The sequence below is a fragment of the Xenorhabdus sp. SGI 60 genome (assembly GCF_056632175.1).
On record NZ_CP196860.1, the window covers coordinates 1981082 to 2006172 of the forward strand.

The window sequence follows — 25091 nt, forward strand, 5'->3', positions numbered from 1 at the left end:
AAATGACAGTACCTGATAAATCAAATGGATGTGTTACACCTTATTTAAGTGAATACTGGGATGTAAGTGCCAATGCTCTTCTGAGCCAAGGTGATTTTTCCAAAGGGATTGGTAAAGCGGACAACGCTTCAGTAATTCATCATGTGTACCGCTATCACAGAGGGTTCCATGATCCATGACCAATATTTGATCAGCACGGGTTATCGTGCTCAGACGATGAGCGATAACAAAAACGGTTTTATCCTGAGTGAGAGAATCAAATGCTTCTTGTATCAATCGCTCATTTTCGGGATCCAGCGACGCTGTTGCCTCGTCCAGGAATAGAACCGGGGACTGTTTTAGGATTGCGCGAGCAATGGCAAGCCGTTGGCGCTCCCCGCCAGACAACGTACCGCCATCCACACCTAAAGGTGTATCGTACCCTTGCGGTAATGCCATAATCGTATCGTGAATGTTGGCGAGGCGGGCAGCCTGTTCCAGCTCTGACTGTGTCGCATTCGGATCACCCAAACGGAGATTGTTGGCGACAGTATCCTGAAATAGTGCGGTTTCCTGGAATACCATTGTGACGGTGTCGTACAGCGCTTGAGTCTGGTAATGATGAATAGGGTTCCCACCCAAACGGATTTCACCTTTATCCAGTTGATAGAAAGAGAGTAATAAGTAGGCCAACGTGGATTTACCACTGCCACTTGGTCCTACAATGGCGGTCATACTGCCTTGTGGTGCATAAAATGAAACGTTCTGGATAGCTGGCTGGTGAGTACCTGGGTAGCTAAATGAGATGTTGTTAACTTCAACATCATATTTATTTGGTGCGGCTAATGGCCCGGAAGTTTGCGTTGCAATCGCTTCTATCTCTGCAATATGTGTTTCACCGACTTGTGTCAATGCGGTCACGTTGAGCAGGGGAATGATCCCGCGTAAAGGGGTAATCGTGGCGAACAACAATAGAATAGTGATCAGCATCTCAGGAAGAGTGAGTGCTTCATTAAAGCGTAAAGCTCCGGCCAGAATGCCAACAACCACGCTGGTATCAATAATGATGTAGAACAGACTCAGCAACGGTATGCTTTTGAATATTCCACGGCGGAATGCGGCACGTAGTTGTTCAATTTTTTGGTCAAAACGTTGTTCTACCGTTGTGGTAGCAGCCGCTGCGCGAATAAAAGCCATACCCTGAGCATATTCTACGATTGCTTCGGAGACATCAGCCATCATTGCAGCCCGACGACGCAGTATTTCATTGAGTTTTTGCCGGATACCACCCAGAATCAGTAATCCAACCATCAATACTAATAGGGCACAGCCAGCAACCACCCAATCGAACCAGAATAAAGTCAGATAGATAAGCGTCAGCATCATAATCTGGCAGGTGATTTGTGGGGTGGTATAGGCTGATTGATTTTCCTGCCATTGCACATCTTCGGATAACGTCAGGGCTATTTTTCCGGCACTTAATCCGCGAATTGTCGCTACGGACATACTGACAAGCCGTTGCAGCAAAGCGCGACGAATTTCTATCCCCAGTCCATAAGCCGCAATGGTGAGTTTACGTAATGCGCGAGACATAAAAGCGAACCGCAACAACAGCAAAATAACCAATAATGTCAGTGTGATAAGTGGCAGCATAGCGTTGCCACTTTCTTGCAGATGATTTTCTTCCAGATGAGTGATAGCCCAGGCGGCGATAGCCAGTTGAACCATAATCGCAATGGTATCAAGTTGTTTATATAACAACCCGCCAAACCAAACCCGTTGTAGTTTTGCAGACAGATGTTGTTGGAGACGATTAAATAACCCCATGATTAATTTACTCCTGTTCCGGTATTTTCTCCCCGCCAGGCTGCCCACTGTTTGGCATACGCGCCTTGCTGTGCAACCAGTTCATCATGGGTTCCTTGTTCAACGATGTGTCCTTTATCCAGGACCAGTATTTGATCAAGGTGGCGGATAGTTGGCAGACGATGGGCGATAACAATCACTGTCTTATTGCGGCATAACGCATTGAGTGCTTGTTGCATCTCTTTTTCACATTCGGGATCGGCATAGGCGGTGGCTTCATCCAATACAAGAATGGGGGCGTTTTTCAGGATAGCGGCTGCAACGGCGATACGCTGTTTTTCTCCTACAGATAAGCTGATACCGTTGTTAATCACGGTGTTGTAGCCTTGTGGTAACTGTTGGATAAATTGATGGGCTTGTGCTGCGATGGCCGCTGCTTCAACTTCAGCTTGTGAAGCATCAGGACGGGCCAAGCGGATATTATTGGCTATCGTATCGTTGAACAGAAATACCCGCTGGAACACAAAAGAGATGTTATTACGCAGCGTGGGTTCATCCATGTTGCGGATATCAACCCCACCGACAGTAATTTTGCCTTGTTGAGGGTCCCAAAGACGGGCAATCAGGCTGGCTATCGTGGATTTACCAGAACCACTGGCTCCGACCAGAGCGAGTGAACTGCCGGCAGGGACGGAAAACGAGAGGTTATTTAAGACATTGTCCTGCTTATCTTGATAGAAAAAGCTGACATTATGCAAAGTCACAGTATGATCGGCTGGAACCTGGCTTTGAGTACATGGCGCTAATTCAGGTTGATTCATTAGCCAACGATAACGTGTGATTAACGCCTCTTGCTGCTGCAAACGTGTCATTACAGAGAACATGGATGACGCAATATTGCCGAATGCCATAGCAGCCAGAATAAAGAAAGTGAACTCAAATAAAGTGATCTCTTGTCGGTTAAATAACCAGATCGCTAAAGGGAGGACAAACAGCAAATTAGCACTGGATAGCACAAAAAATCGGCTGGATTTAACCTGCACTTTCTCAACCCAAACATCAATAATTCGTGTCAGCGCGGTAAATGCTTCTTCGGCTCGCTGTAGTGCAATATTGCCACCTGAATAGGTTTTTACTACAGGAATTGCGTTGATAACTTCACCCATTGTCGAAGCAATACGATTTTGGGCTGCGTAAAAACGCTGGGTTGTAGTTTGAACTTTCATCTGAATATAGATGAATAATAAGCAGGCACCCAACGTTGGGGCGAAAGCGGCCAATGCTAATCGCCAGTCAATGGCTAACATCACACCCAGAGCAATCAATGGGCCGAACAAGGTTGCTGACATTTCTGGAATAATGTGGGCAATACCATCCTCAAGCTGTTCGACGTCATCTAACATCATCTTCTTTATTTCAGTGCTGTCAGTCTGCATAAAGAAGCCCAAGGGAACAGACTTCAACTTATTGCTGATATGACGACGAATATCGGCCTGAACATCGGCAGCGATCAAATGGGAGACAAACGTTGAACCACTGAAAGTCAGCATAGCGGCAAAGGTAAAGCTTAATAACATGATGCCGTAATTCAGTAAGGTGTCATATTGTCCGTCATAGATAGATTGGGTAATCAGGCCGGCAATTGCCGCTGGCAGTATTTGCAAGCCAGCGGAAACAATAGCCAGCGCAATGGCAACATAACTCAGCGTGCGGTATGGGCGCATCATAGTCCACAATGTCTTAATGACACCGGCGTCAGCAGCTCGCTGCTCTGGAGAGTTTTGAACAGAAGGATCATTACTGAGCATAGGTGTTTTCCTTTTGGAAATCGTGGCGCTTACGTAATGTCCAGAACAAGCCTGCGAGGGTGAAGAGTGATGCAAGAGCGAAAAGGGAGGCATAGCTTGCTTTGGTCACAATCAATCCACCCAGCATTGAACAGATGATCGCAATGCTCATATCTGCGGATTGCATCAACGCAAAATCCACACCAGACTGTATACCTGCCGCCAGAGACATCATTTGGGTATACAAGGCAACAAATTTAGTGGCGGTGATTAACGTAATAAAAACGTATGCGGCTGAAAGCAGGGATAGGGGAGTTTCTGGTTGTTGGGCAAGCCAAAAAATACTGACTAATACCAGACATTCAAGCAGCATTACCGCCAATAATGTCTGGACGGCACCTAACTTACGTACCACGATGCCACCAAGCAGGACACCGGATAAACCGGCTAATGCACCACCACTGGCAGCAATGATGCCTAATTGGGTTAAGTCTACGCCGCGATCGACTAAAAATGGGGAGAGCATACCAAGTGACAGGCGTGTCCCAATCATACACAGCAGTATTAACATCAGCGCTTGTTTAACCGGAGTACGGCGTAATGCATCCTTTAGCGATGGTTTTTGAGATAGATTTGAAGATGCTGTACTTGGCGTTTTTAATCCATTTGATTCTACCTGCCCCTGCGTTTTCCGAATGAACAAAACAGGCAGCGTCATTAATAGGATCGCTATAGCTAACATGCCTGCACCAATGTGCCAGCCATACAATGAAGTAAGATATAAAAACAGGCCGCTGCCGATCATTGCCCCCAGATAACTGCCCCCAACCTGCATGACGTTGCTCCAGGGGCGATGCTGTGGTGATAATCGGTCAATAGCATGACCATCTGTGGTGGTATCTACCACAGTCAGGCAAAGTGTAATCAGAAACAGAGCCGCGATAATGAGCGGCATATGTTCAGCAGGTTTTGCCAATGATATTGAACCAAAAAGCAGGGCAATTAACAGATTGCCGCAGAGCATAAGGCGGCGGGGGTTAGTATCCCCCGAACCTGATTTGCGATAGCGTTCTACAATGGGAGCCCAGAAGAATTTAAACGCCCAAGGTAGCATCAATAGATAGAGTAAACCTATCTTATCTGGGGTAACGCCGTGGTTGCGTAAAAATGCCGGCATACTTTGTAACGTTAACATACCAATGGTACTTTGGATGGTGTAAACACCAGCCAAAGTCAAAAGTAGTAACGAGATATGACGGCGATGTGAGGTATTGTGCATCATAGTGCAACGCTCACATCCAGCCCAACATTCAAGCCTTTACTTATCATGCTGTGCGTACCGTCCATAAGCTGGAAACTAGAGACACGGTACTGTTTGTTACCTAAGTTTTCGCCATAAAGTTTGACATTGATGCCATGATCCATTTCTAAACTGAGTGACGCGTCATAGAGAGTATATCCCCCTTGTTCAAGGGTATTCGCTTCATCAAAGTAGCTTTTTGAATAATAGCGAGTGCCGGCATTGAAATAGAGGTTACCCGGTAACAATGTTTGATCAATCAGATAGTCGAAACTTGCATTAAGCATGACATCTGGTGCATAAGGCAGGCGTTTGCCTTTATAACTTACGCCACTTGTTGTATCAGTGAAATTTGACTTACCTACGCTACCACCAAGAGAAAGTCTAAGCCCTTGCATTGGCTTAATCTGGCTGCTCAGTTCAATACCTTTACTTTCTGCTTTTCCGGCGTTGCGGATAAATTGCCCACCCATAGGTCCAACATAGATCTGCTTATCTTTGGAACGGATGTAGTAAATCGCGCTGTTTAATGTCATTGCGTTATTAAAGAACGAGGTATGCCAACCAAACTCATAATTGTCTGAGGTTTCGGTATCGTAAGGCTTTTTATCATTGATGGAAGAAACGATGTTGTTGAATCCGCCCGCTTTGTATCCTTTGGTGGCAGAGAGATAGAAACGGCTATCAGGTGTCAATTGCCAGCCCAGAGCTGCCTTAGGTATAAATTCGTTGCTGGAAACTTGGTTATCAAAAGCGTCAATCTTCATGATGTCAGATCCTGAATAATTGATCTGAGACTTTTCATGTGATAAACGACCACCAAGGGTAAGGTCCCATTGAGACGCAATGGGTAATTTAACCTCACCGAACAGGGCTAGCGATTTTCCTTTGATTTTGTTATGTGCATTATTATAACTAGTATGATGTTTGTTAGTTTCATCTGAGAACCAGCCACCGAGAACACTGGTAATCCCATTTGAGTATTTGGAATTTAAACGCAGCTCTTGGGTTGTGGCGTGGTGTTTTTCTTTCCATTTACCTCCGATAAAATCACGGAAAATATCGCGATCCTGATAGGCGGTGACACTGGTTAATACGTTGTTGCCAAAATCATATTCCGCTTTGAGTGCATAGCTGTTAACGCGCCGTGTTAAATCCGGGATAGGGCCAGCATATTCTTTCCGACGGAACTGTTCGTCGGTTAAATAAAGTTCTTCATGTGAGTTGAGATCTTCATGGGCAAAGCTAAGTTCTGCGCTGAAAGGGGATTCTTCTGGCGCAAATGTCAGTTTTCCTTTACCGAGCCAGGTTTTGCTGGAGTCAATATTTTTATCACCACGATTTGGCGCGTCAATTTGTCCTGGCTCTTTTACCCAGCGTAGACTCATGCTGCCATAAAGCATATCTTCAATAAGAGGCATTGATCCGCTGAAGGAACCGCCTTGTTTCAACTTTGAATAATGACCAGAAAGGTTAAGCCAAGGGCCTTCTTTGGGAGAATGGGTGATAATATTGATAACACCTGCTTGAGCGTTCCCGCCATATAAAGTGCCTTGGGGACCACGTAATAATTCTACACGCTCTATATTGATTAACTCTTGTGTCAGAAACTGGTGATCCTGTGGAACACCATCAACATAAATGCGAATGGAAGGTGAATAGTAATCGGGTGAACTGATACCCCGAATTGTGGTTGCCGAGTAGGTTCGGTTGCCGCGAGAGCGGATTTGTAAGCCAGGGAAAGCACGTTCAAGATCCTGTACCTGGGTGATACCCGCTTGCTCAAGTTCCTCACCCGTTTTTACCAAAATGCTGCCATTAACTTTATTTAATGCTTCTGCCCGTTTGTTAGCCGTCACAATCAAAACATCTTCTGTGGATTCAGGTGAATGCTCCGCCCAGGCCACAACAGGTGATATCAGACAACATAAGACAGACGCTTTAGCATATTTTTTTTTCATAAATACTCTTTATGCCTTTCCAAATCATGTTTTAAAAAGATCAAATGTGGTAAACCAAACAAGTGTGGTAAACCCGGAAACATATCTGATGAAATTAACTGGAATAGAAAAGAAGAGCTAACGGGATAGGGACAAAAATAGCGCGATGCGTACTATTGATAATGATTCTCATTAATGATAAATTGCGTGATATTCACATTAGTATATAAATATATAAAATAAAAGAATAATGTCTTTAATATGCACAACATGCTGTTTTTATTGTGGAAAGCGTTTTTTTAAAATGGTTGGTGTCTGATGCTAATTTTAAGGGGATTTCATGAAGACGATCTATAGCGAGACATTGGGGATTTTCGCAGCGGGCCATTGCAATAATAGGCATTCACCCGCAGAGGAAAATAACACAACGCCTTCACTGCTAACAGAGGAGCTATCTGATGGAATTCACATCAACCGTATCCATCTTGAATTAAGTCAAGATTTTACAGAATATTGTGAAGGACCGCCAACAGTGTCAATAGCTTTTGTTCTCAGTGGGAAGGGGAAAATGGCAATTGAGAATGGCGAGGTTTTAGATATTAATCCGGGAACGATGGTATTTTTTTATTCGCCTACGATGACGCGGGGTATGAATTTCTTTGGCTGCGGAACCTGGCGTATTCTCGATATCCGTTTTTCTCTGAACGAAATTGAAGCTCAGGAATTGCCATCGTTTACCAGATTAACGGCTGGTTTTGAAAAAAATGCGAGTTATAGTGATGCCTTGATGATGGCTTGCCCTATCTATCCCCCCTTTATGCAGATAGTGAATCAAATAGAAGAATGTCAATTAAATGGAAGTGTCAGAAAGGTCTATTTAAAGGCAAAGGCGTTAGAAATACTCGCTTGTGTGACAGCTCAACTTTATGATTGCCAATATAATGTGATTAGCGGATTGCAACGCCGTGCTGTTTACAATGCGATAAAAATAATTAATAACGATTATCATTACCCCTGGACAATAAAATTGTTATCAAGAGCAGTGGGGTTGAATGAGCGGAAATTAAAAGAGGGATTCCGTGCGGTTGTTTTCCGTACTTTCCATCAATATCTGGAAAACGTTCGTATGACTACAGCGGAGGATTTATTGAAGAAAGGGATGAATGTCATTGAGGTTGCTGCCGCGGTGGGTTATTCCAGCCCAAGTCATTTTTCTAAACGTTTCCGGCAACATTACTTAATCAACCCTAAAGCATGGCAGGCAAAATATGCCGTGAATCACACATTACTGAAAGAAAGTATTACAGCGGAAAGTCAGTAGAAATTTCGAATGTGGCATAAGGTTGTTAATTGGTGTTTAACTAGTTAAATAGGTGCCTTTTCCGCTTAATCCCCGTATGTATCTATCTATCTTTCTTTCATACACAAATCCCCTGAGAAAAAGTCGGGGGATTTTTTGAATCTTTTTCCTCTTACCCAAAACACCGGCGGATATTGAAGCCGCTTACTGATTTACGCGTAATCCATCCTATTTATCATCCCTTTTAATCATATTCATTTCGTTTTTGTTTTGGGTAAATTTAAAGCTCGAATTAATCTGCTTAATGTTTCACATAATGTGTTGTGATTATGTTGGTTTATTGCCATATTGTTGCATTTTTAGAGTTAAATGGCCTGAATTTACGCCATTGTGATGAATATCCCATCGGGCAGCTTGATAATTAACCTCCGCCGACCATAATACCTCATCTTAAAATTACCTTATTACTGTTTAATAATAATTACGTATCCGATGGGTTTACTATGGCAACGGTAACTTCCCGCTACATAATAGCCGGGCTGGCCGGATGGACTGTATTTGTATTCTCCCCCGTACAGGCCGATGATCCGCCCTTTATTCAGCAAAAACAACAATCACAGATAGCAGAACAACGTCTGGCAACCTCGGTGCGACTTACTGCGCCTTTTTCCGATAACACCATGCAAAGTGCGGCGACCCTGGATGCTCAGGAGCAACTCCGGCAGCAGGAAAGGCAGCACGCGCTACAACAGCAACAGACGCCGGATACCGATGTCCGGCTTACTCGACCCGGCGTGCGCCAGCCTGATTATCCGGCTAACGAACATCCCTGTTTTACGATCAATACGTTACGTTTGGAGGGCGACGCTGCCCACCGTTTTCAGTGGGCACTGGACGCGGCAGAGGATGCCAAAGGGCGTTGCTTGGGTGGACAGGGGATTTTGCTGGTCAATAACAAGGTGCAGAATGCCATTCTAGCCAAAGGTTATGTCACCACCCGCGTGATGGTGCAGGAGCAGGATCTGACTGGCGGTGTGCTGACGCTGACGCTCCAGCCTGGACGCATTGCCAATATCCGCTTTGATGAGCCGGTGTCCTGGCGTGGGCGGCTGTGGAATGCGATGCCGGCCGCATCCGGGGATATCCTTAATTTGCGCGATATCGAGCAGGCGCTGGAGAATTTCAAACGGGTGCCCAGTGTGGAGGCCGACATTAAAATCGAGCCCGGTCAGCAGGAGGCGACCAGTGACCTTCGGATCAGCTGGAAAGAGGGCCGCCCGTTCCGGCTCAGTCTGGGACTCGATGACAGTGGTGCCAAAAGCACTGGCCGCTATCTGGGTTCGGTAACCCTGGCGATTGATGCGCCTTTTGCCCAGAACGATCTGTTCTATGCCAATATCGGCCGGGATTTGTTTGAGCCCGGTCCCTTTGGTAACCGCGCCCGTACTGTGAATTACGTCTTTCCGCTCGGCTACTGGGCGTTTTCTGCCAATTACAACGACTATACCTATCACCAGAATATCGCCAACGCGAACGAACCCCTGACCTACAGTGGCAAAAGCGAGAATGTGCAATTCACGGTGTCCCGACTGTTATTTCGCAATCAGTCACATAAAACCACGCTCAATCTGCGGGTCTTTCGCCGCCATTCCACCAATGCCGTGGGGAATATAGAAATAGCACAACAACACCGCCGTACTGCGGGCTGGGAGTTAGGCTTAAGCCAGCGCAGTTACATCGGCAACATCACGTTGGATGCCGGCATCAACTGGCGGCGGGGAACCGGCGCCTTCGGTGCGCTGCCAGCACCGGAAGAAGCCTATCACGCAGGCAGTGCCCGCACAGGGATGGCCCTGGGTGATATCAGTCTGAATGTGCCTTTTAAATGGGGCACACAGCCCTGGCGTTATCACACCAAAGTGCGTTGGCAGTGGAGTGCAAACCCGCTGACACCCCAGGACAGGCTGGCGATTGCCGGGCGTTATACCGTGCGCGGGTTTGACGGCGAGCAGATGCTGTCCGGTGAAAAAGGGCTGCTCTGGCGTAATGAGTTAGCCTGGAATGTCCTGTCGCGCGGTCACGAGCTTTACGGGGCGGTGGATTATGGTCGTGTGGATGGACCGGGCACCCGCTATCTCGTCGGGCATCAGCTGGCGGGTGGTGCCCTGGGTGTGCGCGGCACGCTGTGGCGCCGACTCAGTTATGACCTGTTTGCCGGCGTGCCATTCTACCAGCCCGCGGGTTTTCATACGCCAGGCGTGAGTGGTGGTTTCAGCTTCAATCTGGAAATTTGATAACAACGCTCATCCTTAATCACAAACAAGTGTTGCGTTTATTTATTTGACCTGGACGGACAGGATTTATGAACAAACAGTGTTATTGCCTTATCTACAGCCGCACGCACGGTGAATTGCGGGTGGTATCGGAACTGGCCCGCAGTTGCAGTACCGCACCCGGGCAGCGTCGTGGTATCGGTGCATCGCGCTTATGGGTGACGGTGCGCCGCGCGGTGTGGCTGTTGGGGGCGGCACTGTTTGCTGGGCAGGCGTTGGCTGACGGTATTATCGCTGACAGGCAGGTACCATCTGGCCAGCGTCCGGAAGTGATAACCACTCAGAATGGTCTGCCGCAGGTCAATATCAATGCGCCCAATCAGGCCGGCGTATCACATAACCCCTACCAGCAGTTTGATGTCGGCCAACGAGGTGCCATCCTTAACAATTCGGCGCTGATGACCTCTACCCAACTAGCCGGGATGATACAGGGTAACCCCCGCCTTGATCCCAATGCCGCGCCGGCTCGGTTTATTATTAATGAAGTCAACAGCGATAAGCCCAGCCAGCTGCGGGGATTTCTGGAAGTGGCTGGTGGGCGGGCACAGGTGATTGTGGCTAACCCGTCGGGGATTGTGTGCAACGGCTGTGGCACCATTAATGCCGGGCGCATGACTCTGACTACCGGCAAGCCGCAGTTGAACGCTGACGGTAGTCTGGCTGGGTATCAGGTCGAACGAGGCGTGGTGAGCATTGAGGGCGGTGGACTCAATGGTGACCCGCGCCATGATACCGGTTATGTTGATATTCTGGCGCGGGCGGTGAAGGTGAATGCCGGTGTCTGGGCAAAAGCGGAACTTGCCGTGGTGGCGGGGCGTAATCGCATCAGTGCTGACAGCAAAACAGTGACGCCACTAGCCGCAGATGACAAAAAGCCCGAACTGGCGATAGACATGGGGCAGATGGGTGGCATGTACAGCGGTTATATCCGTATGATAGGCACGGAAGCGGGCGTCGGTGTGCGTAATCAGGGCGGGCACTTGCAGGCGGGAAAAATGTTGACCGTCAGCAGTGAAGGCCGGCTTAGCTGGCAATCGAGAGAAGAGAAAGAGCCAGTCACCCAAGTGGTGGGGGATGTGACCTTGACTGCCCGGGACGGTATTGAACATCACGGCAAACTACACAGTGGCGGGCAGCTTGCGGTACAGAGCCGTGACGGTGACATTCAGCAGTCCGGCACCCTAGCGGCAGTGGGCGATATTCGGTTGACGTCGGCTCGGGGTATTCAGAGCCGCGGGCATGTGCTGGCCGGCAGCGATATCAACAGTACGCTGAAGCATAAGGCGAATTTGACGCTGAACAGTCAGGGGAATATCCAGGCCAGCGGCCATTTGCTCAGTCTGGGCGATATCAAAGTGACCGGTCACCGGGTGGATATCAGTCAAAGCCAACTGGCGGCCAGCCGGGCTAAGATTGGCGCACAAGCCGGTGGCGTTGCCCTGCAACAGGCCAAAATTGACAGTCAACAGCTGACCGTGAAAACCCCGGGCAATATCGACGCGCAACAGGCACAGGTACGTGTCGGACGTTGGGAGATAGATGCCAACAATCTGTTCAACCAGAAGGCAGTCTGGTCTCAGGTGGAAGCCGGGGAAAGCCGTTTTGCGCTGGCCGGGGTACTGGATAACACCGGTGGCCGCATTGAAGCGCCACAACTTAACCTGAATGCCGGTTCCTTGAACAACCAGCAGGGGCATCTGGTGGCGCTTGACAAGACGGTGCAACACTGGCAAGTGAGCGGATTGCTGAACAATACCGACGGCCTGCTGGGTAATAACGGTGACCTGCGGCTTGATACCGGCAGCCTGAATAACCAGCGCGGCACGTTACAGAGTCAAGCGGCATTGGACATCATATCGGGAGACGATATCAATAACAGCGAGGGTAAGCTGCTGTCCGGCCAACGACTGACAGTGAAGGCTGAGCGCAACATTGATAATCAGGGCGGTCTATTGGAGAGTCCGTTAACATTGGACGTGACATCGGGCGCGGATATTAAGAATTCACAGGGCAAACTGTTTGGCCAACAGCTGACGGTGAAGGCCTCTGGCAGTATTGATAACCTGTCCGGAGAGATGCGGAGTGAACACTTGTTGCTGACGGCACATAACCTGACTAATACGGAAGGTAAGGTCGTCAGCCAGGGGCGTCTGAAGCTTGACATCCGGCAGTCGCTGGTTAATCAGCACGGGTTTCTTGATGCCGCTGACGCCCTGGATATTCTCACCCAGGGCAACTGGGATAACCGCAGCGGAACCGCTCAAGGCGGCAAACAGATTGATGTCTCCGCCCATCACATCGATAACAGTGACGGCAAACTGTTGGCTGATCAAGCACTGACCGTGAACACGACGGGCAATATCGATAACCAGCGCGGCACGTTGCAGGGGCTGTCCGCCTTGAACGTGACGTCGGGGGGCGATATCCAAAATGGTGAAGGCAAGCTGTTGTCCGGTCAGGCGCTGACCCTGACAGCGACTGGCAGCGTCGATAACCAGTCCGGCAATATCCAGGGCAAAGCGCTGGAACTGACGGTACAGAAACTGACGAATACAAAAGGTAATATTGTCAGCCAGGGGCATTTGCAGCTTAATATCAGTCAGGACATTGATAATCAGCACGGACTCATTAAAGCTGATGATGCACTGAATATCCACACGGAGGGTCACTGGGATAACCGTGGCGGCACTGCTCAGGGCAGCAAACAGGTTGATGTCTCCGCCCATAGCATTGATAACAGTGACGGCAAACTGTCGGCCGCCCAAGCGCTGACCCTGAACGTGGCCGATAATATCGATAACCAGTCCGGGGACATCCGGGGCGAAGCGCTGCAATTGACGGCGCAGCACCTGAATAATGCACAGGGTAAAATCGTCAGCCAGAGCCGTTTGCGGCTTGATAGTCATCAATCGATTGATAATCAGCACGGGCTTCTTGATGCGGCTGACGCCCTGGATATTCTCACCCAGGGCAACTGGGATAACCGCAGCGGAACCGTACAAGGCGGCAAACAGATTGATGTCTTCGCCCATCACATCGATAACAGCGACGGCAAACTGCTGGCTGATCAAGCCCTGACCGTGAACACGACGGGCAATATCGATAACCAGCGCGGCACGTTGCAGGGGCTGTCCGCCTTGAACGTGACGTCAGGGGGTGATATCCGAAATGGCGAGGGTAAGCTGTTGTCCAGTCAGGCACTGACCCTGAAAGCGATCGGCAGCGTCGATAACCAGTCCGGTAATATCCAGGGCAAAGCGCTGGCGCTGACGGCGCAGAAACTGACCAATACAAAAGGTAATATTGTCAGCCAGGGGCATTTGCAGCTTGATATCAGTCAGGGCATTGATAATCAGCACGGGCTCATTAAGGCCGATGATGTCCTGAATATCCACACGGATGGCCACTGGAATAACCACGGCGGCACCGTACAAGGCGGCAAACAGGTTGACGTCTCTGCCCATGGCATTGATAACAGCGGCGGCAAACTGTCGGCCGGGCAAAAGCTGACCCTGAACGCCGCCGATAATATCGATAACCAGTCCGGGGACATCCGGGGCGAAGCGCTGCAATTGACGGCGCAGCACCTGAACAATGCACAGGGTAAGATCGTCAGCCAGGGCCGTTTGCGGCTTGATAGTCATCAGTCGATTGATAATCAGCACGGGCTGCTTGATGCGGCTGATGCCCTGGATATTCGCACCCAGGGCAACTGGGATAACCGCAGCGGGACCGCTCAAGGTGGCAAACAGGTTGATGTTTCTGCACGCCATATCGATAACAGCGACGGCAAGCTGCTGGCTGATCAAACACTGATCGTGAACACGACTGACAATATCGATAACCAGCGCGGCACGTTGCAGGGGCTGGCCGCCTTGAACGTGACGTCAGGGGGGGATATCCAAAATGGCGGGGGCAAGCTGTTTTCCGGTCAGGCACTGATCCTGAAAGCGACCGGCAGCGTCGATAACCAGTCCGGTAATATCCAGGGTAAAGCGCTGGCGCTGACGGCACAGAAACTGACCAATACAAAAGGTAATATCGTCAGCCAGGGGCATTTGCAGCTTGATATCAGTCAGGGCATTGATAATCAGCACGGGCTCATTAAGGCCGATGATGTCCTGAATATCCACACGGATGGCCACTGGAATAACCACGGCGGCACCGTACAAGGCGGCAAACAGGTTGACGTCTCCGCCCATGGCATTGATAACAGTGGCGGCAAACTGTCGGCCGGGCAAAAGCTGACCCTGAACGCCGCCGATAATATCGATAACCAGTCCGGGGACATCCAGGGCGAAACGCTGCAATTGACGGCGCAGCACCTGAATAATGCACAGGGTAAGATCGTCAGCCAGGGCCGTTTGCGGCTTGATAGTCATCAGTCGATTGATAATCAGCACGGGCTTCTTGATGCGGCTGACGTCCTGGAGATTCGTACCCAGGGCAACTGGGATAACCGCAGCGGCACCGCACAAGGCGGCAAACAGGTTGATGTCTCCGCACGCCATATCGATAACAGTGACGGCAAATTGTTGGCTGAGCAAGCCCTGACCGTGAACACGACGGGCAATATCGATAACCAGCGTGGCACGTTGCAGGGGCTGTCCGCCTTGAACGTGACGTCGGGAGGTGATATCCAAAATGGTCAGGGCAAATTGTTGTCCGGTCAGGCGCTGACCTTGAAGGCCGTCGGTAGTATCGATAACCAGTCCGGCGACATCCAGGGCGAAGCACTGGAACTGACGGCACAGGCGCTGACGAATACGGAAGGTAAGATCGCCAGCAAGGGGCATTTGCAGCTTGATATCCAGCAGACGATTGATAATCAGCGTGGGTCAATCAAGGCGGGTGACGCACTGGATATCCACACGGATGGCCACTGGAATAACCACGGCGGTACCCTACAAGGCGGCAAACAGGTTGACGTTTCCGCCCGTAGCATGGATAACAGTGACGGCAAACTGTCGGCCGGGCAAAAGCTGACCCTGAACGCCGCCGACAGCATCAATAACCAATCCGGGGAGATCGAAGGTGAACACCTACAGCTGACGGCATCACGCCTGGATAATACGAAGGGCAAGGTCATCAGCAAGGGACGCCTGAAGCTTGATATCCGGCAGGCGATTGATAACCAACGCGGCCTTTTCGAAGCGGCTGACGCTCTGGATATTCGTACCCAGGGCAACTGGGATAACCGCAACGGCACCGCACAAGGCGGCAGGCAGGTCGATGTCTCCGCCCACTATATCAATAACAGCGGCGGTAATTTGTTGGCGGATCATGCATTAATCGTGAATACGACGGGCAATATCGATAACCAGAGCGGTACATTGCAGGGGCTGTCTGCATTAAACGTGACGTCGGGGGGCGATATTCAAAACGGCCAGGGCAAGCTGTTTTCTGATCAACAACTGACCGTGAAGGCCGCTGGCAGCATTGATAACCAGTCTGGAAACATGCAGGGCAATTATCTGCAACTGACGGCACAGCACCTGAAGAATACCCAAGGTAATCTGGTCAGCTTGGGGAACCTGCGGTTTGATATCCAGCAGGCGATTGATAATCAGCAGGGATTTATCGAGGCCGGTGACACACTGGATATCCATACGGAGGGTCACTGGGATAACCGTGGCGGTACCGCACAAGGCGGCAAGCAGGTGATCGTCTCCACCCACAGTATAGATAACACCGGCGGCAACCTGTTATCAGGCGGTGATCTGACGCTCAATAGTGTAGGCGATGTCATTAATCAGGCGGGTAAACTGTCAGCAAAGCAACATCTGCGTTGGCAGGGTGGTTCGGACAGCTTACTGAACAATGACGCGGGGACGTTGTATAGCGAAGGCGTGATGTCACTGAGGGGCGGACAACTGACCAACCGAGAGAAAGGTGAGATTCAGGGCAAACAGGGGCTGAAGTTGGATCTGACGGGCCGTTGGGATAATCAGGGGGGAGAACTGACCAGCGGCGGGCACAGCACGGTGAATGCGCTGAGCTTCCTCAATGCACAGGGAAAAATTCAGGTGCTGGACAAGCTGGATATGCACGTCACCCGGGCACTGGATAACAGCCAGGGCTATATCTTCAGTAAGCTGGCGCAATCCCTGCGTGCGGAAAACATCCTGAATACGCAGGGATGGATAGGCACCCAGGGGGGCTGGTCCGCCACGGCTGGCCAGTTTGACAACCAGAAGGGCAGTGTGTCGAGCCTGCAGGATGCCCTGCTGGCCGTCAGCACGCTGGACAATCAGAAAGGCGCACTGGCGTCAGCAGGTGCGCTGATGCTGCGCTCGGCACAGGAGATTAATAACCAGGAAGGTAAAATCAGCGCCCTGGGGCGGCTGGATGTGCAGGGCGCTACCGAGGGATCGGCGGCCGGCCGTGTGCAGAACGTGGGCGGGAAACTGCTGGCGGACGGCGACCTCGTTGTCACGGCGCAGAGTCTGGACAACACTGACGGCCTGATTGACAGCCAGAAATCGGTGCGGCTGAACTTAAACGGTAGGCTGGATAACCGTGACGGTAAACTGCAAAGCAACGGAGAGATGCAGCTTAATGCCCGGTCATTGCTGAATGGCACCGGTTCGATAAGCAGTCAGCGGCAGCTTGGGCTGCGCATTCAGGAACTTTTGGATAATACCGGAGGAACGCTGAGAAGCAATGGTGACCAGAGGATCTCTGCCGGGCAGGTCAACAACCGGCAGGGACTGTTCAATAGTCTGGGCACGCTTGACGTCACCGCCGATCAGCTTGATAACCCGGATGGGACGTTTATCAGCCGGGGTAACGGCATTTACCGCATCAATGTGCTCAATAACCAGCAGGGAAAAATCCATGGCGGCGGCACCCTGACCTTTAAGGGGGACGCGATAAACAATCAGACCGGACAGCTGATTGCCACCGGATCGATGCGGATCGACAGTCAAACACTCAATAACCACGGGCAAGGGAAAATTACCAGCCAGAACGCGTTGGTTGTGCACAGTGACCGGGTGAACAATCATGATGGCGGCTTGTTGCTGGGGACAACGCACACCGCAGTGACAACCCGTGAGCTGGACAACACGGCAGGACGTTTGCAAAGTACCGGCTCGTTGACACTGTCAAACCTCGACAAGCTGGTCAACCGGCAGGGGAAGATCCGTGCCAATGGCGCACTCGACCTCAATGCGGGCACCCCGTCTGTGCTGGCGTTGTTCAATCAGGGTGGACTCGTCCAGAGCGGGGGACAGCTGACGGTCAATACACGCGCCCTGGATAACACAGGCGGGACATTGCTCAGCCAGCAAGGATTGACACTGGCCGTGCAGCAGGATTACACCCACCGCATGGGGGATACCATTAGCAGTAATGGCGCGCTGACCTTCTCGGTGGGCGGGACGCTGACTAACCTGGCCGACTGGCTGTTGCCCAGTCACCTGATCGTCGACAGTACCCACTTCATCAACCAGGGGATGCTGGCCGGGAAAACATTGCAGCTGACGACCGGCATCCTGCGCAACGAAAAGCGCCTGGAAGCCGACAGCATGACACTCACCAGTGATACGCTGGATAACACAGACACGGTGATGGGAGATGTTATCACTGTGCGCAGCCGGGTTATCGACAACCACGGGCAAAACGCGGTAATTGCCGCGACGGAACGCCTGGATTTGCAGGCCGGTGAGCGTCTGACCAATCGGGATGGCAGCCTGATTTACAGTGCTGACACCCTGCACCTGGCCAGTGATGACTTGATTGAGAACAAAGCGAGCCGCATTGAGGCCGACGGGAATGTGTCGATTGAAGCCAACCGGTTGAATAACCTGCGCGAAGGGCTTGAAATCGTGCGCGAGGCAGAAAAAGGCGAAACCCAATGGCACCGTTATAACTACTATTGGCGCTCTTACGCTTCGGGGGTGAATCGCGACAAAAATACTATGGCGCCCACCACCCAGCGCTTGACATTCCGCGATGACGCCGCGGTGGAAAACAACCGTTACGGCACTCTGCTGGCCATTGATGCGGCCGGTAAGCGTGCCCAGGTTCGCGTCAAGGATCATAAAGGACAACCCTATGAATTGTGGGTGAATTATCTGGCACTGACGCCGGATCGCGACGGTAGTTACGCGATGACGTTCTATGAGACGCGCGGTCATCGCCAGAATACGGTGCCAACCCCTTATCACAACACGGTCTGGCGCGAGCACAACCGGGGACGGCTTGAGCAGTGGGACCCGGAGAAACATCTCGACATTGCTCATGTGCCGTTTGTAGATGATTACAATAACTTCCGTGAACGCTCGGCCACCGGCACGGTGACGCGGGACAAACTGGTGTCCGAAGGTATCGGTGCCCATATTCTGGCGGGGGGCAACATGACGCTGCGGATTACGGACGAACTGCTGAATGATGCCAGCACCGTCAGTGCCAACGGCGACCTGCTGACGAAAGGTGACGGCAAGGTCACCAACCGGGGCTATTCCGTGAATGAACGGCGTCAGGAATTCCTGGTCGACCATTACGACCGGGATACCCGGCACTGGTATCCGAAGCACCACAGTGATGAAACTGTCGCACTGGCGACCATTGATGCGATCATGACCGGGCACGGCGATGTCGCCATCAACGGCGCACAGCTGGAAAATACCACGGTCAACCCGGCGCAAATCAGCGTGGTTGAGGCCGCCCAGCAGGCGGCGGAAGCCGAGCGGGCGGAATGGGAACGTAACCCGCTGGCGGTAACGGTGGAGGGCGTGGCGTGGCAAGAGAAGGGCAGTCAACTGGTGTTGGTTAACCAGCTGCTTACGCCGCTTAAGCGGGCACTGACGTCGATCGACCAATCTCACTTATCGGACGATCAATGGCTCACATTGCTTAAGCGAGAACTCATGTCGACCGACCACCCTGTTATACCGGGTGATCAATTACTCACGCTGCTTAAGCGAGAACCCACGTCGACCGACCACCCTGTCACACCGGATGATCAATGGCTCACACCGCTTAAGCGGGTATTCACACCGGTCGATCACCCCCTCATCTCGGACGCGCAATTGCTCACGCTGCTCAAGCGGGAACTCACCCCGGCCGACCAGCCCCTCAGGCCGATCGAACGTCCCCTGACGCCGGCTGAACTGGCACTGACCCGTCAGCAACAACTTGACCGGGTTGCCCCCTTTGTGCCCAATAACGGTCTGTTCCGTCAGCACCCGGCAGAAGGCAGTCCTTATCTGGTGGTAACGGATGAACGCTTTACCAGCCGGACCCGGTTTATCAGCAGCGATTACCTGTTGCAGCGGGTAGGGTATGACCCAGCGCAGGTGCATAAACGGCTGGGTGACGGCTTTTATGAGCAACGCCTGGTGCGTGAGCAGATACTCAAGCTGACGGGGCGGCCTTCCGTGCGCGGTGAAGATGCGATGGCGCAGTACCAGACCCTGATGAACAATGGGACGAAGGTGGCCAACGACTTCCAGTTGGTGCCGGGCGTGGCACTGACGCCGGCCCAGATCGCGGCGTTGCAGCAGGATATCGTCTGGCTGGTGAGCGAGACGGTTGAGACTGCCAGTGGCCCGCAGACGGTATGGACCCCCAAGGTTTACCTGGCCAACACTACGCTGCGGCTGACCGGCCAGGGTGCCCTGATTGGCGGGGGTAACCTGCAACTGTCAGCGAACAGCCTCACTAACGCCGGTAACCTGTTTGCCGAGCGGGCACTGAACATTGACGCGGGGCAGTTTCTGCACCAGGGCGGGGATATCCGCGCAGACAGTATTGACGTACAGGCGGACAGCCTGACCTTAAGCACCCATCTGCAGGATGCCCTGCGCCAGGCCTCCATGAGCGCCCGTGAGCTCAGTCTGAGCGGGGGGGATATCCAGCTGCGCGGCGCGAAGCTGGAGGCCACCCGTCACCTCAGCCTGAATGCCCGCAATAATCTGGATATTGCTGCCGCCAGAAGGACCACGACGGGCAACATTGAGGTCATCGCCGGGGCCATGGGTAACCGCACCAGTGATGGCATGGAAGAGGTCGGAAAACGCAGGGCAACCGTCAGCGGCGAGTGGCAACAGGCGCTGGGCAGTACGCTGAATGCCGGGGGTAACCTCAGCCTGCGTGCGGGGCAGGATATCACGTTGCAGGGGAGCCAGGCCAAAGCCGACGGTACTGCCCGGGTGCAGGCCGGCGGCAACGTGAGCATTCTGGCAGAAAGTACCACCCACCGCACGCAACTGGAAGCCAATAGCCGGACCTCGTCGGTGAGTAACCAGCGTGAGGAAGAACGGCTGCATCTCAGTACCCTGAGCGGTAACCAGGGCGTGACGGTTCAGGCGGGCGAAAACCTGACGGCCGAAGGCGCGCAGGTTGACAGCCGGTCAGGGCATATCGGTCTGAATGCCCAGGCGGTTATCATTAAAGACGTGCGTCAGCGTGTGGCGGATCAGGACAGTGAGCGTAAGCGTGAGGGCAGCACGAAAAGCCAGCGGGAAATGGAGACGGTCAGCGAGCGTAGCGTGGGCAGCACCTTCAGCGGGCGGGACGGCGTTTCGGTGAGGGCGCGTGAAGGGGATATCACGGTCACCGGCAGCACACTGCACAGTGAGCAGGGGGTGCTGGCATTGCAAGCGAAACAAGACATTACACTGGACAGCGCCACCGAAAGTGATTACCAGTTCTCGGCATCCAGCGCAAATAAGAAGGGGATGCTGTCGAAAAGTAGCCACCATACGGTACAGCAAGACCACGTCACCCGCGAGAAAGGGACCCTGCTCAGCGGCGACAGCATCAGCATCACGGCGGGCCATGACCTGACCGTGAGCGGGTCGGCGGTCGCCGGGGATAAGGCGGTGACCTTGCAGGCGGGTAATAACGTAGCGATGAACGCGGCCACCGAAACCGAGTCCCATTATTTGCTGGAAGAGAAGAAAAAGAGTGGACTGCTCAGCAGCGGGGGCATTGGTTTCACCGTGGGCAGTCAGTCTACCCGTCATCAGATCAATGAAGACGGCACCACCCAAAGCCAGAGTGTCAGCACGGTGGGCAGCAGCCAGGGCAATGTGACTATCACGGCGGGTAACCGGGTACAGGTCGGGGGTACCGATTTGGTGGCCGGCCAGGATATCAGTCTCACCGGCGACAGCGTGCAGATTGACCCGGGGCAGGACAAACGTCGCCGGGCAGAGACGTTTGAGTCGAAACAGTCCGGCCTGACGCTGGCGTTGTCCGGCACGGTGGGCAGTGCGCTCAATACTGCGGTCAGCACGGCACAGCAGGCCAAAACAGCGGGTGACGGGCGGCTGAAAGCGCTGCAAGGCACGCAGTCGGTGCTGTCCGGGGCGCAGGGCTATCAGGCGTGGCAGCGCAGTGAGGCTGAATCCGCGAAAGCCGACGCGATTAATCAGGCGGGCGGTAATGCCGAAAAACCCACCGACACCATTGGTATCCAGCTTTCTTATGGCCGCCAGTCGGCGAAATCAGAAACCCGCACGGAACAGACGCAGTCACAGGGCAGCAGCCTGAGTGCCGGGCGCGATATTCGTATCAAAGCCACCGGGGACAATGCGGTTTCTGACAGTGGCGATATTCGGGTCAAAGGCAGCAGCCTGAAAGCCGGGCATGATATTGATATGGCGACGAAACGCGATATCGTGCTGGAATCGGCTGAAAACACCCGGACCACGCGGGGTGAAAACAGCAGTAAAGGCGGCAGTGTCGGCGTGGGACTGACCGCCGGACAGGGCGGTTACGGCATTAAATTCTCGGCCAGCGTTAATAAGGGCAAAGGCCACGAAACCGGCGACGGGGTGACCCATACCGAAACCCTGCTTGATGCCGGTAACCAGGTCAGCCTGAAATCGGGGCAGGATACGCGGCTTAAAGGGGCACAGGTCAGCGGGGAAACAGTGACAGCTGATGTTGGCCGTAACCTGCACCTGCAAAGTGAGCAGGATAAGGACAATTATGATGCCAAACAGGAAAATATCAGCGCCGGGGCGAGCTTCACCTACGGCTCGATGAACGGTTCCGCCAGTGTCAATGCCCGCCGCGACAAGCTGCACAGCACGTTTGATTCCGTGAACGAGCAAACGGGTATTTTTGCCGGTAAGGGCGGGTTTGATATCAAGGTGGGGGAACATACCCAGCTTGACGGTGCGGTGATGGCCAGCACGGCGGATAAGGATAAAAACCGACTTGACACCGGCACACTGGGCTTTAGTGATATCCAGAACAAGGCGGAGTACAAAACTGAGCACCAAAGTGTCGGTATCAGTACCGGCGGTGCGGTTGGCAGTCAGCTGGGCACCAATATGGCCTCAAATATGCTGGCTGGCAGCAATAAGCATGACAGCCAGTCGTCGACCACACATGCAGCGGTCAGTGATGGCACGATTGTGGTGCGGGATGCCGATAAGCAGACACAGGCTGTGGCTGACTTAAGCCGGGATACTGATAACGCCGCCAATGGCCTGAGTCCGATTTTTGACAAAGAGAAAGAGCAGCAACGCCTGGCTCAGGCGCAGGCTATCGCGGACATCGGCACCCAGGTGATGGATATCTACAATACGAACGAAGCGATTAAAGCGACGAAAGCCGCGACGGAAAAACTGAAAGACCCGCAAACGCAGCAAACACTGAAACAGGCTGCGGAAAAACAACTGAGGGCAGAAGGTCAACCCGCCGATGCGAAATCGGTGGCTGATCGGGCGCATCAGATAGCTTATGACGGTGCCATCAAAGCGCAGGGTGCCGATATCGGCAGCCGCCAGCGTCAGGCGGTGACGGCGGTCATCGGGGCGTTGCAGGGCCTGGCGGGCGGCGATATCAAATCAGCCATTGCCAGCGGCGCAGCGCCGTATCTGACCAATGGCGTGAAGGCACTGACTTATAATGGTAAAGACCACTATGATGAGTTGACGCCGGCAGAAAAAGCCACCAACCTGATGGCACATGCGATCTTAGGCGGGGTTATCGCCGAAATGAAAGGGGGTTCTGCCACTGCCGGGGCAACCGGTGCGGTGAGCGGGGAATTGGCGGCGTCTGCTATTATTAATGCACTGTACGGAGATAAAAATCCGAACGATCTCTCACCGGATGAGAAGGAAACCGTCAGTAACCTGTCCACACTGGCCGGCGGAATAGCGGCCGGACTGGCAACCAATTCTACGGCAGGCGGTGTGGATGGGGCGCAGAGTGCCAAAAACGCGATTGAGAATAATGCGCTGAGCTTGCCAAAAGGCATGGCGGAATACGGTCGGGCACAGAGTTCACTCGCCATGCAAATGCTCAGGGAAGGGGCGACCCCGGATGAATTGTCGGAAGCGTTGGCAAAACAAGCGAGAGGTACGCACCCTGAAGGGCAAGATCCGGCCAGAGGGCTGATTGTGGCGTGGGGGAACTTCTTCGGTGTGCCGTTGGATGTGGTGATGTCCAATGAAAAAATGACGCCGGAGAAAGCGGCTGAAATTGTGGCCAGCGGTGTGCCGACCAGTGAAGCGAAGGTGATGCAGTATGTGGCGGCTAAGGCATTCTTGGCACTGGCTAAAAATCCTGTTTCGGGTAGCAAAGCCGAAGGTTCATCACCGCAATGGAAAGTAGGAGAAGGGAAATTTAGTCCGAAGGATAAGGGCACGGTGACGAATGTTGAGCATCCGGTTGGTAAGTTTGATGGAAAGTCACTACCTAATGGAAAAGAAAACATTGCAAGTGACAAGACAATCAAAAATGACGTATTAGAGCATCAAAGGGTTGGGAGTGGCGAGAAAGGAACTGGTAGTGGAAATAAAGTAGATCAACTACCTAATAAAACTGTTGTTGATATTGATGGGAAAGAAATATCTGTTTATCCGAATAGGAGTAAGCCAACAGTGACACAAGAATTTCCTTCAGTAGCTAAGGCTCATGGTTTCAATGATATTGTTGACAATTATGCTGGCTTAGCAACACAAACGAAATTGAAAAATGGAGCCACTCTTTATCAATTGCCAGGAAAATTAAATGGGGTTGAAGGACGATTTGAGTGGATAGTAGATCCAAAATTAGGTGGTGTAAGCCATAGAATGTTTGTTACTGGCGGAACAGTGAATGGAGTGCCATCAAAACCATGATGAATGATATGTACTTGTTAGCTAAAAAAATGGAATTACTTGATTGGGGAATGATTTTTCTTGGAGCCAAGGGAAACCCTGTTGGTCGTTTATCTGCTCCTAATATAAGTGAGTTTGCATGTAATGAATTAACAAAACTTGATCTGTCTGATTCAATTCTGGTCGAGGTGTCTGAAGCTGCATTTTGCACAGAAATCAATCGTGAAGTGATCGATAGCTTAGAAGTCATATGTGATAAAAAAAATATAAATATACAGTTATCAGAAAGGAAATGGAGATATGTCGCTTTATATATCCTATTACTCAATGAATTGCCTGATGATTACGTATATGGTCTTCTCAAATTAAACGAGTTTTGGAACCTTTGGGGAGATAGTGTTGATTCACCGAATATAGTCCAAGGTGTTGGTAATAATCTTTCACCAACAGAGTATTATTCGGACGAGAATTACCACCTATTAATAGAAAAGCATCGTAACTGGTTAGATAGAGAGATTAAGCAATTGCAATAGAGTTGATACAGATCCCAGTCTAAGCGCTGGGATCTTCCCTTTAGCCG

At 51.9% G+C, this 25091-nt stretch carries 8 protein-coding genes; 4 read left to right on the forward strand and 4 right to left on the reverse strand.

Features of this window, described 5'->3' with window-relative positions; all coding sequences use genetic code 11:
* Positions 1 to 33: 33 nt before the first annotated feature.
* Genes ACSJJG_RS09320 through ACSJJG_RS09335 form a run of 4 tightly spaced genes read right to left on the reverse strand, consistent with a single transcriptional unit; the run spans position 34 to position 6833 of the window.
* On the reverse strand, positions 34 to 1806 hold the full coding sequence (locus ACSJJG_RS09320) for an ABC transporter ATP-binding protein (protein ID WP_481089183.1): 1773 nt from the start codon (positions 1804 to 1806) through the stop codon (positions 34 to 36).
* 2 nt (positions 1807 to 1808) lie between these two features.
* Complete coding sequence (locus ACSJJG_RS09325; protein WP_481089184.1) at positions 1809 to 3593, reverse strand: ABC transporter ATP-binding protein; 1785 nt, start codon at positions 3591 to 3593, stop codon at positions 1809 to 1811.
* Positions 3583 to 4854 (reverse strand): MFS transporter, encoded by a 1272-nt coding sequence (locus ACSJJG_RS09330; RefSeq protein WP_481089185.1) that lies wholly within the window; start codon positions 4852 to 4854, stop codon positions 3583 to 3585. The genes ACSJJG_RS09325 and ACSJJG_RS09330 overlap by 11 nt, the downstream gene beginning before the upstream one ends.
* A complete protein-coding gene (locus tag ACSJJG_RS09335) occupies positions 4851 to 6833 on the reverse strand; it encodes a TonB-dependent receptor (RefSeq protein ID WP_481089186.1) in 1983 nt (660 codons plus the stop codon). The genes ACSJJG_RS09330 and ACSJJG_RS09335 overlap by 4 nt, the downstream gene beginning before the upstream one ends.
* A 319-nt stretch (positions 6834 to 7152) precedes the next feature.
* On the opposite strand from ACSJJG_RS09335, the gene ACSJJG_RS09340 reads away from it, so the two are divergent.
* The 4 genes from ACSJJG_RS09340 to ACSJJG_RS09355 all read left to right on the forward strand — a co-directional run bounded on the left by ACSJJG_RS09340 (position 7153) and on the right by ACSJJG_RS09355 (position 25044).
* Positions 7153 to 8133 (forward strand): helix-turn-helix domain-containing protein, encoded by a 981-nt coding sequence (locus ACSJJG_RS09340; RefSeq protein WP_481089187.1) that lies wholly within the window; start codon positions 7153 to 7155, stop codon positions 8131 to 8133.
* 482 nt (positions 8134 to 8615) lie between these two features.
* On the forward strand, positions 8616 to 10406 hold the full coding sequence (locus ACSJJG_RS09345) for a ShlB/FhaC/HecB family hemolysin secretion/activation protein (RefSeq protein ID WP_189759375.1): 1791 nt from the start codon (positions 8616 to 8618) through the stop codon (positions 10404 to 10406).
* Between the two features lie 68 nt (positions 10407 to 10474).
* Positions 10475 to 24532 carry a hemagglutinin repeat-containing protein gene (locus tag ACSJJG_RS09350; RefSeq protein WP_193836314.1) on the forward strand — a complete coding sequence of 4686 codons (14058 nt, stop codon included), beginning with the start codon at positions 10475 to 10477 and terminating at the stop codon, positions 24530 to 24532.
* Positions 24529 to 25044: a DUF2247 family protein gene (locus ACSJJG_RS09355; RefSeq protein WP_105399873.1), complete on the forward strand. Its 516-nt coding sequence runs from the start codon at positions 24529 to 24531 to the stop codon at positions 25042 to 25044. Before ACSJJG_RS09350 ends, ACSJJG_RS09355 begins: the two co-directional genes overlap by 4 nt.
* Positions 25045 to 25091: the final 47 nt, after the last annotated feature.